Raw genomic sequence first — 15161 nt, 5'->3', positions numbered from 1 at the left:
ATAACAAGGAAGTAAATTATGAATAAAGACGAATTACTTAAAATAGCTAGGGGGGATATTAACTTTACCTTTCAATCTATTATTTATGCATTAGCGCTATGCTTACTAGTTGCAGCTGTTTTTTTACTAGAAATGAGCGTTAACCTACAAATGGGTTTAATAGTTTGTATTATCGGTGTGTTTGGAATGACTATTTATAATAATTTAAATACTCGCCTAAATGCGGCGCTTGCACTTATTGCGCTCTCACAAGATAACCAAAGCACTAAGTAAGCAACGAGTTAGTTTAATAAATTGGTATAAGCCCTACTTTAATAAAGTGGGGCTTTTTGCTTTTAGCTAACAATAAAATTTACTCAAGAATTTTAATACGAGGTCGATACCTATAAAAGAGACAAAGCTATTTTAGGGATAAAATAATGAAGATTTCACCGACTCCCATTGCATACCAAGTACACAGCTCAAATGCTCAAACTTTAGCGCAATCAGATAAACTACCTGTTGAAAAAGCGAGTGAAGAAAAGAGCGAGGAAGAAAATGAGGAAGAGCCAAAATATGTGTTATCAAAGTTTCTAGATACCAAAGCGCAAGAATATAGTGAAGATAACGCTACGTTTGGCAATCAATATAAAAACCTAGAAAAAGTATACAAGCACTTCACTGGGCGAGTTATTGCGCTGCAAGAACAAATTAACAAACTTAAACAAAGCCCCGTACAACGTAGTTTAACTATAAATACTTCTGCAAGTGAGCTAAATAAAAGTGATGCGAGTTTAACTCTAGATGCAGAGCACTTAGGCTCTAAAAAATATAAAAATACGCAACAGCAAGAACAAATAGATATGTTAGAGCTGCAATTAGGGGAGTTAAAGTCAGAGCAAGCAGCAATAAAACAACAAATGGTTGAGCTGGTTATTAGTGAAATGAAGAGGCGGGGCGACGACTATACTATTTAGCGCCACCAACATGCTGGTGGGTTAGCTTTTAAACTCAATTTTACCCACTTCAAGTTTAAACCTACCTTCTTGCTTACCTGCAATCATAAAGCCTAGCTGTTTTATATCATCAAAATCAATAATCGGTTGTTGCTCAAGCACGCGGCCGCGATACGTTAAAGTAAAATCACTCGGAGCAAAGTTTATATCTACCCATTCATTTTTTACTGTTTTAAATGAGTGGGTGTACGCTGCGCCATCAAGGTAATTGGTAGTTCTGAGCCTAAGCTGATAGGTTTGTCCATCGCCTTTAACGCGCAGTGCTATAGCTTTAGTATTTTGGCTTTGTGTATTTAGCTCTGTACGTATTGATGCAAAACCGCCGTTATTATCAAGCGAAACATTGCCTGTAAAAAGCAAACTTTCTTGAGTTTGTGTTACTTGGCTATTAGATACACCGCCCATTACTGAGTCGTTAACAACGTACCAGCGCTGGTTTGCATTCGCTTGTGCACTTACAACTAATAAATTAAATACAAAAAGTGATGATAGTTGCTTTGTTGTCATACGTGTTTCCTAATTGGCATTAAGTAAGTGGAGTACTTATAACAAATACGTTTTAATAACGTATTTGTTCACTAATTTAAAACTAATTATTTTTACGAGCCCACTTATCCATAATTTTATTAAATAATATTTCATCATCAGTTTGCTCACCAGGGCAGGTCTGCGCGCTACCTTGAGGCATGCCATTACTACCAAATACGGTTGAAGTATCAATTAAATAGCATTTACCGTTAAATTTTTCTAATCGTCGTGTGCCTATTGTATTTTGGCTAATAACTTCCGATTTTTGTGATTCAACCGGTGATTTAATTGTGGGCGTGGCAGCTATTGCATCATCAGTACTATCTGAGTTATCTGCTTCGCCAAATGTGACCATTTTTTTATGCGTTAAGTTATTTATAGGTGCGCTATAAATAGGCGCATACGGGTTAAGTTTTTTAAACGTTTGCGTGTTGGTATTAACGGTGTGGGAAGGGGGGTGGGGTTTATTTGTAATAGTGAGCTTTGTTACTGTTGCTGTTTTTGGTTTTTCGTCACGTTGTTTGGGTGCTTTAGTAACTTGTGTTTGAGTTGTAGGTATTTTATTAGTGCTTACAGATTCAGGTGCTTTTTTTACCTCTAACTTTGCAGGCTCAGCAATCGGTGCGTTAGTGGTGGTGTTAACGGTGCTTAACTTAGGTTGCGTTGATAAGTTAACCATTACATAAGCGTTTATTACGGTGTCTTTTTTTGTTTGAGGTTCTTCAACCTTTATTTTTTGCGAAAGTAATTTATGTGAAAGTAATAAGTACAGCAACACGCCATGTATACATAACGAGATAACCCACGGCCACGCATTCCCTTTATTCACATCAAACCCTCAACTTAATAGTGCTGTTAAGAGTCAATAAAATACATTTAGTTCACCTAAAGTTAATGTGTTTTACTTTGTAGCTTTATTGCAGATACAACAAAACTATTTTGCAGTTTTTGTTGTTTTTGCATGTGCTTTGTTACGTTATTATGAACGCAATCAAACTTAGGAGGCATTATGACATTACTTTTTGAACCAATAGAACTTGCAGGTAAAACATTAAAAAACCGTATTGTTATGCCCCCAATGACTCGCTCGCGTTCAACACAGCCTGGCGATATAGCTAACGACTTAATGGCAACATATTACGCACAGCGCGCAAGTGCCGGGCTAATTGTAAGTGAAGGCACACAAATTAGTGAACTTGGCAAAGGCTACGCTTGGACTCCGGGTATTTATTCAAATGAGCAAGTTGTAGGTTGGAGTAAAGTAACAAGCGCAGTACATAGCGCTGGTGGCGTGATGTTTGCTCAGCTTTGGCATGTTGGCCGTGTAACTCATAGTGACAACACCGGTGGCGTGCAGCCTATTTCAGCCTCGGCCATTGCTGCAAAAGACGTAAAAGTATTTGTAGATACAAACGGCGCACCGGGGTTTGTAGACACCCAACTCCCACGCGAAATGAGCAAACAAGATATTACGCATGTCATAGGCGAATTTCGCCAAGCTGCTAAAAATGCAGTTAATGCAGGATTTGATGGCATAGAGCTTCATGCTGCAAATGGTTACCTTATTAACCAATTTTTAGATTCAGAATCAAATGCTCGCACCGATGAATATGGTGGCAGCGTGCAAAACCGAATACGTTTTTTAATTGAAGTGGTAAATGCTGTTAGCGACGAAATTGGTAGCAGCAAAGTAGGCGTAAGACTAGCCCCGTTAACAACTCTTAATGGCACAGTAGACGAAAACCCTGAGGAAACTTATTTAGCGGTTTCTGAGGCATTAAATAAAGCCAGCGTAGGTTACATGCATATAGCCGAAGCTGATTGGGATGACGCACCTTTAATGAGTGTTGAGTTTAAACACGCTATTCGTAAAGCCTACAGCGGTGTATTAATTTACGCAGGCAAGTACACAAAAGAGCGCGCAGACAAAGCACTTAGCGAAGGCTGGGCCGACATGATTGGTTTTGGTCGCCCATTTGTATCAAACCCAGACTTACCAGCACGCTTAAAGCAAGGCAAGCCTCTTAACAGCCACAACCCCGACACTTTGTTTGGTGGTGCAGAGCAAGGCTATACCGATTATCCAACGGTATAATTGCTAGTCAGTAATAAACATTGAGTAAAAACATGAAGGGCTGCATTTTATGCAGCCCTTTTTTGTGCACTGATTCTATTAGCTTTATCTTGAGCAAAAAATAAAAAACGCGTAAGTTAACCGGGTTACCTATTTTAATAACAAGAAAATAAATGAAAGCCAAAGAGATAGAACAATTAGAATTATCAAATTCTGAAACCCGAGAAGTTATTACACCCTACGCCTTTAAAATTGACAGTGCTTTACTGGGCTTGCCTTTAGCTACGCCAATTCGGCGTGCACTAGCTATTATTATTGATGTAGCACTGATATTTTTAGCAGCCAAACTCAGCGCGGCTTTAATAGCATTTGTTGCTGCAATGGCCTTTTATAAAGGTACGGCACAGCAATACCTTCCAAAAATGTCGAATGTGTGGCGAAGAATTTTAAAAATAACGGCAGCAAGTATTTTATTTGTAAGCGCACTTACTGTGCTTTCAATTGGCATAGATTACCTAGAAGACGATAAGGCTGATCAAGCTTTAGCTGTTCAGGGCGTAAAAATACAAGATGAAATTCAGCTTACTCCCACAGAAAAACAACAGGTAAATACTTATTTAGCGCAAACAGCCGATGACAGCTGTGAGGAACCTTGCCAACAAAACGCGCTTGATAATTTAATCGGGCAAGTACCTAAATTAGCAGAAATGGACGACCTACAAAACCCACAACTTGCTATCGTACTTTTACAGCTACTAGTGCTCAGTGAAAATAACGAAATAAAGCCTGCACAGTTAATAGAAGAAAAACCTGCACAAACAACCACAAATAGTATTTTGCAGTGGAGCAAAGGCATTATTCAAGACCTAGGCTTAGGTTTTGGCTGGGCTGCTGTTTACTTTACGTTGTTCTCGTTACTTTGGCGCGGCCAAACACCGGGTAAAAAAGCATGTAATATCCGTGTTGTCGCCCTAAGCGGCGAGCCATTAGGTTTATTAGATTGTTTTGGTCGCTACGGCGGCTACGGGGCAGGTTTTGCTACGGGGTTATTAGGGTTTTTACAGATATATTGGGATCCAAACAGACAAGCCATTCAAGATAAAATATCAGCCACTGTGGTTATTAAAGGCGACTTGAATCAAGTTGTAAATGTTGAAACGGTAGAAGAAGCAGTGAAGGACTAACTCCAATTAACATAATTTAATTAAACTATAGGTATATCTATTTGGAAGTCTTACTTGAAGGATTAAATAATGAAAATGAAAGTAATCATTTTTTGAGATCTTTATGGGCAAGTATTAGAGATCACTTTGGTAAGTGTGCTTGGCATTACTCTCCGTATAAAAAGCTAGGTTCTAAACAAATAATTTTAGGACGTATGAACTATAAAGCTAAAGGTTCTTTCGAGGTTTCGGTCAGGTATAAACAAAAAGGAAATTTAGTCGCGGTCATGTTCTCTGATTATATCGAAAGTGATGAAATTATAAGCGACCTAAAAGTTATTAGAGAGCTAGTTAAAAATAGTTTAGATTATAAAAAACTGATTTCTAAATTCAGATTTAGTACTTCTCTTGAAGTTATTAGGGGTTCTATTGCCGCATACTCAGGTAAAAGTTTTGTTTTAAAACCAACAGGTAATAGCTCAATTAAATTGATAGTTGATATTAATGGTTATGATACTAAAGATGCAGAAGCTAAAGCAGCAGAAAAAATTAAAACGATTATTGAAATTTTAACTGTTAGTACAAACTGTTTGATTATTCGAGATACTCAAAGTGACAATGATTCATCGTTTTCAAGTATTGAAATTAATAAATACTCTAGAGATATAAGTTGGGTTGATGCTAAACCAATAGCTGATGGCTTAGTTCAAATCTCAGAAAAAACCTGTTTCCTTATTGATTACATACTGAGTAATGATATTTACTCTTATGAAATTCAATTACTCTTGAATTCTTATGCTCATTTTTCATCAGGCAGATCTTTAGATTCATTTACCTTAGATACATATTCCCCAACTCCGAGAATAGGGGAGGCAAGTGATGAGGGGAATACTGACTTTCAGAGCGATTTAAGATTCTCTAATGCAGCTAAACTTCATCCATCATCAAGTGAAGATGCAATGATACTTTATATATCTTCATTAGAAGTTGCGTCGTTGATTGGAGCTTCGAAGAGTAAAAAGTGTGATAGTTGTGGTCAACAAGTACATTCGATCTCAGATAGAGTGAGAAGTTATGTGGGAAAAGATAGCAATAATGACCCATTAGTTAAAATAATTAATTCATATTACGGTTTAAGATCAAGATACCTTCACCAAGGAACTAGGTTTGTCGATAATTCATATTCAGGCAGTGCGGTACCACTATTAGATAGCAATACAATGAGTAACGCTAGAGAGTACTACCAAGTTAGTCTGCTAAATTTAAGGGAATGGTGTAGCTACTTACTAAGGTTATCTTTAGAAGAAATGGCTTTAGAAGCTAATTAAACACTTTAAAAATGTAGAGCTAAATATGTAGGCCCTACATCTTAAATAGCGAGCTTAACTTCTAAACCTAACCCCAAATCCAACAACCCCCATCAACAACACAAATCCCCATACAAACACATTGCCGTATTGGCTGTACACGCTGTCACCTTTTATGAGCTTAATGTTAGCTTTCAATGTTGTAGCTTCAAACTGTGGCATGGTTTGTTGTGCGTGGCTTATAGGGTCGTATACGGCGCTTACACCATTGTTAGTAACACGCACTAGAGGGCGTTGTAGTTCGAGCGCGCGCATACGGGCTATTTGCATATGTTGCAAAGGCCCAATAGAGTCACCAAACCAGGCATCGTTACTTACTGTAAAGAGTAGGTCGGAGTCGCTTTTGTAATTACCGCGTACTAAATCTGCAAAAACAATTTCGTAGCAAATAGCGGGTAGTAAATTAAAGCCGTTGGCACGCAAGTTGTTTTGCACTTTTTCGCCACGCGTAAACGACGACATAGGTAAATCGAATAATGGGGCAATAGGGCGCAAAAAGTCTTGAAACGGTACAAATTCGCCAATAGGTAACAGCTGGTGTTTTTGATAGCGGTTTTTATCAAGGTAATGATAATGCCCGTGCTCGTCGCCGCGTTCTTTATTACCGACCACAATAAGCGTGTTGAATATATTTTTGGTGTCTCGCTGATAGTCAACAATACCGGTTACAAGGGCGGTTTTATTAAACGAGGCTGCACTGTCTAAATTGGCTAGGTAGGAATCAGCAAGCATTTCTATTTCAGGCACTGCGGCTTCTGGCCATACTATTAAGTCGGCATCCCAATGTGGGCGTGTCAGGTCTTGGTATTTGCTCATTGTGGTCCAAAACTCACTTGGCTCAAAGCGCAGGTGTTGCTGTATGTTCCCTTGTACGAGCAATACTGACATGTTTTTATCTGTGTAATGAATACTGCCGGTGGTGCTTGCGCCTGTAAAAATAAGCGCAACAGCTGTCGCAGTAACCGCCGGGGTTTTAAAATCTTTTTGGGTAAGTCTATACAGTGCAAAGCCAATAGCGACACAGGTAAGTGTTAAGCCAAACTCGCCAATATAAGGGGCAAGCCGCCTTAAAGGTCCGTCGGTTTGTGTGTAGCCAAAACTTAACCACGGGAAACCGGTAAGTACGGTGCCACGTAAATACTCACTAATTGCAAAGCAGGCAATTAGTAATGCGCCAAAGCTTTTAGGGCCACTGGCAAAGCGTGTAGTTGCCCAAAAGGCCAGTGCGGGAAATAACGCTAAGTAGGCGCACAAAAAAGCTATTAACGAAAGCGACGCTATAAGCGGCATACCGCCAAAGGTGGCAATAGAAACATGTACCCAGCTTATACCTGCACCAAACCAGCCTAAGCCAAATATAAAGCCATATTTAGCAGCGGTTTTTGCGTGTGCTTTACCGGTATTATTGGGGTTGACGCAAAAAATTATGGCACCAAGGCTAATAAATACGATGGGCCAAATTTCAAAGGGGGCGTAGCCAAAAGTTAAAACAAGGCCCGCAACGAGTGCGAGCCATGCTTTTTTATCTTTTGCTAATAGGGTAAGTCTAGTTAGCAGTTTCTTCACTGTCGTTATCATCAGCCTTAGGAACGGTGACTTGCAGTTGCAAAATACGACGATTGTCGGCGTTGGTTACTTTAAATTGGTAACCTTCTATGTCAATCGTTTCACCACGGCTTGGCATATGGCCAAATGCGTGCAGTACAGTGCCGCCAATAGTATCGGCTTCGTCTGTGCTGTAGCCTGTTTTAAAATGCTCGTTAAAGTCATCTACAGGTGTGAGTGCTTGCACTACGTGAACATGTTTAGCAAGTCGACGAATATCTTGATGTTCTTCTTCTTCGTCGTGCTCATCTTCGATTTCGCCAACAATTATTTCAAGAATATCTTCAATCGTTACCAAGCCCGATACGCCGCCGTATTCGTCAATAACAACAGCCATATGGTAGCGTTGCTGACGGAATTCGTTTAGCAATGTATCAACACGTTTGCTCTCAGGTACTACCATTGCTGGGCGTAAATAATCGCGTATTGATGGTAAATGCTCGTCTTTATTTAAGATCAGTGGCAATAAATCTTTAGCGAGTAAAAAACCTTCTACATGGTCTTTGTCTTCAATCACCACAGGAAAACGTGAGTGAGTTGAGTCAACCATCATTGGAATTAGCTCTTCAAGCGGGCTGTCGATCTCAAGAGTGATCATTTGTGAGCGCGGAACCATTATGTCTCGCACTTTAAGCTCAGACACGCCAAGCACACCTTCTATCATCTCTTTTGTTTCAGGATCGATTACGTCTCGTTCTTGCGCATCGGCAATAACTTCGACCAGCTCTTCTCTATTCTGGGGTTCCCCTTGCAACATTTGGGCTATTCTGCCCAACCACGTTTTGCCAGAAGAACCCTGGCTAGATTGCGAGTTACCGTCGCTCATTGCGTCTAATTGCTCCGTTAATTTAAATATCGTCCCGGTATGGGTCTGCTATGTTTAGCTCTGCAAGTAATTGCTTTTCGATGCTTTCCATCTCTAAAGCATCGTCACTCTTTATATGGTCAAATCCAAGCAAATGCAAGCATCCGTGAATAACCATGTGGGCAAAGTGGTCATGAAATGACTTCTCTTGCTCAATTGCTTCAGCTAATACAATGGCTGGGCAAATAATTAAATCACCAACCAGGGGAATATCTATTCCTGGTGGTGCTTCAAATTCGAACGACAGTACGTTGGTCGGTTTATTTTTACCGCGATAGTCGTTATTAAGTTGTTGCGATTGCGCTTCGTCGCTAATAACGATACTGAGTTCTGACTCGTCACGGTATTGGCTAAGGGCTTTGTCGGCCCACAGTGCAAATTGCTCTTCGCTTGGGAGGTTGTCAAACTCACAGGCTATTTGTAAATCAAGTTCGGTTGTCAAAGTATTACTCTTTAGTAGTAGGCTGTTGAAGAGCAGCAAGTGCGTCTTTTGCATTTTGCTTTTCAATGCGCTTTAGTCGCTCGCTTTCGTCGTTTCGCTCGTAGGCTTCAACTATGCGGGCTACAACAGGGTGGCGTACTACGTCTTGGGCTTTAAAGTAGTTAAAACTAATTTCGTTTACGCCATCAAGTACTTCCATTGCATGGCGAAGGCCTGAACGTGTGCCACGAGGTAAATCAACCTGTGTTATATCGCCTGTAATAACCGCTTTTGAGTTAAACCCTATACGGGTTAAAAACATTTTCATTTGCTCGGCGGTGGTATTTTGGCTTTCATCTAAAATAATAAAGGCATCGTTTAAAGTGCGTCCGCGCATGTAAGCAAGCGGAGCGACTTCAATGATATTTTTTTCGATGAGTTTTTCTACTTTTTCAAAACCTAGCATTTCAAAAAGAGCGTCGTAAAGAGGGCGCAGGTACGGGTCTATTTTTTGACTTAAATCGCCGGGTAAAAAACCAAGCTTTTCGCCCGCTTCTACAGCAGGGCGCGTTAATAATATGCGGCGTATTTCTTGGCGCTCAAGGGCGTCAACAGCGGCAGCAACTGCAAGGTAGGTTTTACCAGTACCAGCAGGGCCTATACCAAAGGTAATGTCGTGGTTTAAAATATTAGCCACATAAACACCTTGGTTATCGTTACGTGGTTTAATCACACCACGGCGCGTTTTAATCACCATTTCTTTGCCGTAAGCGCTGCTTGATGCGTCTTGCTCTAGGGCTTTTGATTCGGTAATAGCTAAATGAACGGCTTCGGGTTCTATTTCGCCTAAAACACCACGAACTGGCTGAGTATCAACATAAAGGTTTTTTAAGATTTCTACAGCGCCGGCGCAGTTGTGTAGTTTACCGGTTACTTTAAAAAAGTTGTCACGGTGAATTATTTCAACAGCCAGGTGGCGTTCAATTTGTTTGATGTTTTCGTCAAACGGGCCACATAAAGAAGAAAGGCGTTTGTTATCGGCAGGTTCTAAATAAATCTCTAATGTTTTTAACTGATTACTCAAAATTGCTTCCTATAGTACTGCGCCAGCGTTAACTGGCGCTAATAGTGTGACTAAGGAACGAAAGAAGCTACGCCAATTTCGTTAACAGTGTCTGGTTTTGGCTCTGCAGCTGCAGCTTTAGTTAAAATAGCTGAAGGCGCGATTTCACGTCGTAAGTTCATTTCTGATTCTGTACGAATTAAGTCACCACGTAAAGAGTTAGGTAGTGCTTCGGTAATACGTACGTCAACAAACTGTCCGATCACTGTGTGCGGGCCAACAAAATTTACTACACGGTTATTTTCGGTACGGCCACGTAATTCCATCGGGTTCTTTTTAGAAGGACCTTCAACAAGTATACGTTGCTCTGTATCGAACATTTGACGGCTAATTTGCTGCGCCATTTGTGTAATACGGTTTTGTAGTAAGTATAAGCGTTCTTTTTTCTCTTGCTCTGTTACGTCATCTGGCAAATCTGCCGCTGGCGTACCTGGGCGGGCACTGTAAATAAAGCTAAAGCTCATATCAAAACCAATGTCGCTAATAAGCTTCATGGTCGCTTCAAAGTCTTCTTTACTTTCGCCTGGGAAACCAATAATGAAATCTGACGACATGCTTAAGTTAGGACGAATTTTGCGTAACTTACGAATTGTCGATTTGTATTCAATTGCCGTATGGCCACGTTTCATTAGGTTTAATATACGGTCTGAACCACTTTGTACTGGTAGGTGTAAGTGATCTACAAGCTCTGGTACATCAGCGTAAACGTCGATTATATCAGGCGTAAATTCTACCGGGTGCGATGTGGTGTAACGAATACGGTCAATACCATCAATAGCAGCAATAAGACGAATCAAATCTGAGAAATAACATATTTCGCCATCGTGTGTGTCGCCGCGGTATGCGTTTACGTTTTGGCCTAGTAGGTTTACTTCACGTACGTTTTGCTCAGCAAGCTGTGCAATTTCAAGTAGTACGTCATCTACTGGGCGGCTAACTTCTTCGCCGCGAGTATATGGTACAACACAAAAAGTACAGTATTTAGAACAGCCTTCCATAATTGATACAAACGCAGATGGGCCATCCGCTTTTGGCTCTGGCAGGCGGTCAAACTTTTCAATCTCTGGGAATGAAATATCAACAACCGATGAGCCTTTGTTGCCTTGCACTTGTTTAATCATTTCTGGTAAACGATGCAATGTTTGCGGGCCAAAAATAACATCTACAAATGGTGCGCGTTGGCGAATAGAGTCACCTTCTTGTGAGGCAACACAACCACCTACACCAATTATTAAGTCTGGCTTGTCGTCTTTTAACAATTTCCAACGACCTAACTGGTGAAATACTTTTTCTTGTGCTTTTTCACGAATTGAACAGGTGTTAAGTAAGATTACGTCGGCATCTGTTGCATCATCAGTTAGCTGGTAGCCGTTGGTGGCATCTAAAAGTTCAGCCATTTTCTGAGAGTCGTATTCGTTCATCTGACAACCCCAGGTTTTAATATGCAGCTTTTTGCTCATTGAAATATTGCCTCGTGTTCAATTCGATAGTGGCACAAAAATGTGCTAGAAACAGGATTAAGGAGCAAGCATGCTCACTTAAAGGAGGCGTATTTTAGCTGGATACCCGCCCAGATCCAAGTATAGTTTTCATGTTTGTGATCTCAAATCAATACGGGGCGAGTTTAATGTGCTGTTAGGGATATCCTCTGGTATAAAACAAATTAATTTTGATACAATCAAAACAGACTCAAGTAATAATAAAATGATGAAAAACATGACCAAAAATAATGTGATAGTGGTTGGCGGGGGCATGGTTGGCGCGGCTATGGCGATAAAGCTGGCTCAGCAAGGCTTTGGCGTGCGCATAATTGAAAAACACCTAATAGACCCATCGCACATTCTTAGTAGCGATAAGGTGGATATTAGAGTGTCTGCTATTAATCGTTTTTCAGAAAATTTACTTGATGAATTAGGGGCTATGCCTCTTTTAAGGCAAAACCGTATAGCGCCTTATCAACAATTAGAGGCTTTTGAGCGCGGTGGTGACAATTTATTATTTGATTGCGCCGACATAAACACGACACATTTAGGCCACTTGATTGAAAATAGTTTAATTCAAGCAAGTTTGTGGCAGCAATTTGGGCATTATAAGATTGAGGTTATTGAGCAATCATTGCCGGTAACTAAAATAGAGCAAACGGATGATTTAATTACGCTTGTGTATGGTGATCAAACCTATACAGCTGATTTAGTAATTGCCGCCGATGGTGGACAATCGCAGCTGCGTGCTAAAGCTAATATTGGTATTACGGGTTGGCAGTACCAACAGCATTGCATGGGGGTATTAATTAAACTCGATGCACCGCAACAAATTAAAACATGGCAACAGTTTACACCAAGTGGGCCGTTAGCATTTTTACCAATGCAGGCACCGTACGCTAATTTAATTTGGTACGACGATGCAAATACATTGCAAGCATTTAAAGGGCTAAGCCCAACTCAGTTAAAAACGCACATACTGAATAAATTCCCAGAACTTGCTGGAGACTTTGAAGTACAAACCCATGCAGTATTTCCGCTTACTCGCCAACATGCTAATAATTATTCGCAAGGGCGCTTGGTTTTAGTAGGCGACGCTGCACATACAATTAATCCCCTTGCTGGGCAGGGCGTTAATTTAGGTTTTCAGGACGTAGTGGCACTTGCTGAGGTTTTAAACGAAGCAGGAGATATAGGTTGCCCACTAAAACTTAAAGAATACGAGCGAGCTCGCCGCAGGGCTAATTTATTAATGATGAGCATGATGGACGCGTGTTACTTTGGGTTTTCTAATCAAATTACGCCACTTAAATGGGCACGCAGCCAGTTTTTAAAAATGGCTAATAATACGGGGCCGATAAAAAACTGGGTTTTAAAATACGCAATTAGTGGTGATTTAGGCTAAATTTAAAGTAGATATTAGAAAGGCTCATTTATGAGCCTTTTTTTATGTCTGTTTTTAAGTCAGCAAATAGTGACTCGGCTATATTGAACACGGTTTTAATTTAACTGGTGTTACATCACTAAATCGCAATTTAATAACTTTAAAGAGCCTGTGTGTGGATAATTTTTTTACAGTAATAATTATTTTAGGTGCGCTACTGCTTGTTGCTAGCTTAAAAACAACCGTTAAAGTTTGCAAAAAAACATCGCAAAGAGCATGGAGTGTACTGCTATGCGCTATTATTTTTTTTATTATAGGGTATTGGTGGATACTCTATTATTTTTCAAACCACGACATTGCACCCGTCGTTATGAATATGGTGGCTATGTTGTTACTTGGCGGTGGTGGGTTTGTTTTTTTAGTTATTAAACTGAGCTTAAAAAGTATTCTTAAAATAGAGCAAGCAACGCAGTATCAAAAATATCAAACTGAGCACGATAACTTAACAACTCTACCTAACCGCGATAAATTTTTTAAATCTTTAAGTAAACAAGTTGAATATCCTTCCCCATTTTCACTATTTTATATCGACTTAAATAACTTTAAACAAATTAATGATGCGTTTGGGCATCAGTGTGGTGACCAACTCTTGGCTGCATTTGCCAATAAACTAAATAAAGAATTATGCGGCATTGCTAAGTTATATCGAATAGGTGGCGATGAGTTTGCTTTTTTATTGCATACCGATACAGATGAAAGCATGAATTATTGTGTAAACATTATAAACTCAGCCGTCAAAAGTCCGTTTTGTACGAATGAGCAAATGGTTAAAATACAATTAAGTATAGGCGTAAGCCGTTTTCCTGATGATAGCCGATTGCCCGATCAGCTATTAAAAAAAGCTGACTTGGCACTGCATGAAGCTAAAAAAACATTTCAACCTTTGGTAAATTACTCATCTGCAATAGGTAAACGAGCTGAGGACTTTTTTGATCTATCAGCCAAAATTAAAGTGGCATTACATAAAGATGAGTTTGAGCTTTATTTACAACCCATAATGGACTCTAAAGATCTGCAATTACATGGCCTAGAAGCGCTTATCCGATGGCCGCAAGATGATGGTAGCTTTATTAGTCCAGAAAAGTTTATAACCGTAGCTGAGCGTACAGGGCTTATTTTTCCTTTATCGAAATGGGTTGTACAAGAAGCCGTTAATCATATTAGAAAGCTCAAGCTATTTGGTTTCACCGGTACTATACATGTCAACTTATCGACGAAAGATATTGAAAGCAGCGAGTTTTACGATTTTATAATTAGTTTACTCGCAACCGACCCTACATTAAGCGACTCGTTAATTTTTGAAATTACAGAAGGTGCAATGATGACAAATATACCGGCTGCTAGAAAAATGATGCAACAGTTGAGTATGCGCGGGTTTAAATTTAGTGTTGATGACTTTGGTACTGGCTTTTCGTCACTGTCGTTATTAAGAGAGCTGCCGATTAATCAAATAAAAATTGATCAGTCGTTTGTCAAAGATATGCTTACTAACTCACCTGATTACGCCATTGTAGAATCTACATTGTTTTTAGCGAGTCGATTAAATTGCGATGTAGTTGCTGAGGGAATAGAAACTAAAGAGGTAGAACAGGCGTTGTTGAGTCTTAACTGTGATTATTTACAAGGGTATTTATATAGCAAACCAATAAATATAGATGAATTTATAAATGTTTATTTAAGTGCAGAAAAAGTAAGTTGAATTTAATGAGTATTGAGAAGTTTTAGATAGGGGAGTCAAATTGGCTGGGATACCAGGATTTGAACCTGGGAATGCCAGGATCAAAACCTGGTGCCTTACCGCTTGGCGATATCCCAACTATAAATTTGAATTAGTTTTAGTTCTTAATAAGAACATGGTGCGGAAGGAGAGACTTGAACTCTCACAACCTAAGTTACTGGAACCTAAATCCAGCGCGTCTACCAATTCCGCCACTCCCGCATCACTAAGTTGCTAATTTAAACTCTAAGCTAGAGCAATTCTTTTATCCAACTTTCCTTGATAGAAGAAGTTGGCTGGGATACCAGGATTTGAACCTGGGAATGCCAGGATCAAAACCTGGTGCCTTACCGCTTGGCGATATCCCAACAAAGAATT

At 39.8% G+C, this 15161-nt stretch carries 14 protein-coding genes and 3 tRNA genes; 7 read left to right on the top strand and 10 right to left on the bottom strand.

All coding sequences use genetic code 11. From position 1 onward, the window contains the following. The first annotated feature begins 18 nt into the window (after positions 1 to 18). Entirely contained in the window at positions 19 to 273 is a 255-nt protein-coding gene (locus I6E70_RS19220) for a hypothetical protein (protein ID WP_101164092.1), read from the top strand. Between the two features lie 146 nt (positions 274 to 419). Next, the gene (locus I6E70_RS19215) at positions 420 to 956 is read left to right on the top strand and encodes a hypothetical protein (protein ID WP_197189399.1); all 537 of its coding nucleotides are present in this window, start codon (positions 420 to 422) and stop codon (positions 954 to 956) included. A gap of 21 nt (positions 957 to 977) precedes the next feature. Here I6E70_RS19215 and I6E70_RS19210 read toward each other — a convergent pair whose 3' ends face one another. Together I6E70_RS19210 and I6E70_RS19205 are read right to left on the bottom strand one after the other, a co-directional pair. Continuing rightward, the gene (locus tag I6E70_RS19210; protein WP_197189398.1) at positions 978 to 1502 is read right to left on the bottom strand and encodes a CIA30 family protein; all 525 of its coding nucleotides are present in this window, start codon (positions 1500 to 1502) and stop codon (positions 978 to 980) included. 82 nt (positions 1503 to 1584) lie between these two features. Then, entirely contained in the window at positions 1585 to 2352 is a 768-nt protein-coding gene (locus tag I6E70_RS19205; RefSeq protein ID WP_197189397.1) for a hypothetical protein, read from the bottom strand. 180 nt (positions 2353 to 2532) lie between these two features. Here I6E70_RS19205 and I6E70_RS19200 point away from each other — a divergent pair, with 180 nt between their 5' ends. The 3 genes from I6E70_RS19200 (at position 2533) to I6E70_RS19190 (ending at position 6088) form a co-directional block, all read left to right on the top strand. Further along, positions 2533 to 3618: an alkene reductase gene (locus I6E70_RS19200; protein WP_197189396.1), complete on the top strand. Its 1086-nt coding sequence runs from the start codon at positions 2533 to 2535 to the stop codon at positions 3616 to 3618. A gap of 152 nt (positions 3619 to 3770) precedes the next feature. Further along, on the top strand, positions 3771 to 4781 hold the full coding sequence (locus I6E70_RS19195; protein WP_169059891.1) for an RDD family protein: 1011 nt from the start codon (positions 3771 to 3773) through the stop codon (positions 4779 to 4781). A 41-nt stretch (positions 4782 to 4822) separates the two neighbouring features. Continuing rightward, positions 4823 to 6088, top strand: coding sequence for a hypothetical protein (locus I6E70_RS19190; protein WP_007585594.1), 1266 nt, complete (start codon positions 4823 to 4825; stop codon positions 6086 to 6088). A gap of 54 nt (positions 6089 to 6142) precedes the next feature. Here the strand turns inward: I6E70_RS19190 and lnt are convergent, their stop codons facing one another. The 5 genes from lnt to miaB are packed head-to-tail and all read right to left on the bottom strand — an operon-like array spanning position 6143 to position 11601. After that, a complete protein-coding gene (gene lnt / locus I6E70_RS19185; RefSeq protein ID WP_197189395.1) occupies positions 6143 to 7693 on the bottom strand; it encodes an apolipoprotein N-acyltransferase in 1551 nt (516 codons plus the stop codon). Next, the gene (gene corC, locus I6E70_RS19180) at positions 7674 to 8558 is read right to left on the bottom strand and encodes a CNNM family magnesium/cobalt transport protein CorC (protein WP_007585597.1); all 885 of its coding nucleotides are present in this window, start codon (positions 8556 to 8558) and stop codon (positions 7674 to 7676) included. The genes lnt and corC overlap by 20 nt, the downstream gene beginning before the upstream one ends. A gap of 22 nt (positions 8559 to 8580) precedes the next feature. Next, a complete protein-coding gene (gene ybeY / locus I6E70_RS19175; RefSeq protein WP_002958542.1) occupies positions 8581 to 9039 on the bottom strand; it encodes an rRNA maturation RNase YbeY in 459 nt (152 codons plus the stop codon). A gap of 4 nt (positions 9040 to 9043) precedes the next feature. Further along, a complete protein-coding gene (locus I6E70_RS19170) occupies positions 9044 to 10102 on the bottom strand; it encodes a PhoH family protein (protein WP_007585598.1) in 1059 nt (352 codons plus the stop codon). A gap of 50 nt (positions 10103 to 10152) precedes the next feature. Continuing rightward, complete coding sequence (gene miaB, locus I6E70_RS19165; RefSeq protein ID WP_101216148.1) at positions 10153 to 11601, bottom strand: tRNA (N6-isopentenyl adenosine(37)-C2)-methylthiotransferase MiaB; 1449 nt, start codon at positions 11599 to 11601, stop codon at positions 10153 to 10155. Positions 11602 to 11770: 169 nt separating this feature from the next. Here miaB and I6E70_RS19160 point away from each other — a divergent pair, with 169 nt between their 5' ends. Next, positions 11771 to 13027: an FAD-dependent monooxygenase gene (locus I6E70_RS19160; RefSeq protein ID WP_101216149.1), complete on the top strand. Its 1257-nt coding sequence runs from the start codon at positions 11771 to 11773 to the stop codon at positions 13025 to 13027. A 154-nt stretch (positions 13028 to 13181) separates the two neighbouring features. Beyond that, positions 13182 to 14765 carry a putative bifunctional diguanylate cyclase/phosphodiesterase gene (locus I6E70_RS19155; protein WP_007585601.1) on the top strand — a complete coding sequence of 528 codons (1584 nt, stop codon included), beginning with the start codon at positions 13182 to 13184 and terminating at the stop codon, positions 14763 to 14765. A 41-nt stretch (positions 14766 to 14806) separates the two neighbouring features. Here the strand turns inward: I6E70_RS19155 and I6E70_RS19150 are convergent. The 3 genes from I6E70_RS19150 to I6E70_RS19140 form a co-directional block, all read right to left on the bottom strand. Next, a tRNA-Gln gene (locus I6E70_RS19150) sits at positions 14807 to 14881 on the bottom strand. 39 nt (positions 14882 to 14920) lie between these two features. Beyond that, positions 14921 to 15005, bottom strand: a tRNA-Leu gene (locus I6E70_RS19145). Positions 15006 to 15076: 71 nt separating this feature from the next. Then, positions 15077 to 15151, bottom strand: a tRNA-Gln gene (locus tag I6E70_RS19140). Positions 15152 to 15161 lie beyond the last annotated feature (10 nt).

It is taken from the genome of Pseudoalteromonas sp. NGC95, from assembly GCF_015864705.1.
GTDB lineage: Bacteria > Pseudomonadota > Gammaproteobacteria > Enterobacterales > Alteromonadaceae > Pseudoalteromonas > Pseudoalteromonas arctica.
Note: the sequence above shows the minus strand (reverse complement) of the source record. Positions and strands in the feature narration are given on the sequence as shown.

Excerpts from the sequence above, each read along its gene's own strand:
- I6E70_RS19210 (WP_197189398.1), bottom strand. The coding sequence starts at position 1,502 with ATGACAACAAAGCAACTATCATCACTTTTTGTATTTAATTTATTAGTT.
- I6E70_RS19200 (WP_197189396.1), top strand. The coding sequence starts at position 2,533 with ATGACATTACTTTTTGAACCAATAGAACTTGCAGGTAAAACATTAAAA.
- I6E70_RS19220 (WP_101164092.1), top strand. The coding sequence starts at position 19 with ATGAATAAAGACGAATTACTTAAAATAGCTAGGGGGGATATTAACTTT.
- I6E70_RS19195 (WP_169059891.1), top strand. The coding sequence starts at position 3,771 with ATGAAAGCCAAAGAGATAGAACAATTAGAATTATCAAATTCTGAAACC.
- I6E70_RS19215 (WP_197189399.1), top strand. The coding sequence starts at position 420 with ATGAAGATTTCACCGACTCCCATTGCATACCAAGTACACAGCTCAAAT.
- miaB (WP_101216148.1), bottom strand. The coding sequence starts at position 11,601 with ATGAGCAAAAAGCTGCATATTAAAACCTGGGGTTGTCAGATGAACGAA.
- corC (WP_007585597.1), bottom strand. The coding sequence starts at position 8,558 with ATGAGCGACGGTAACTCGCAATCTAGCCAGGGTTCTTCTGGCAAAACG.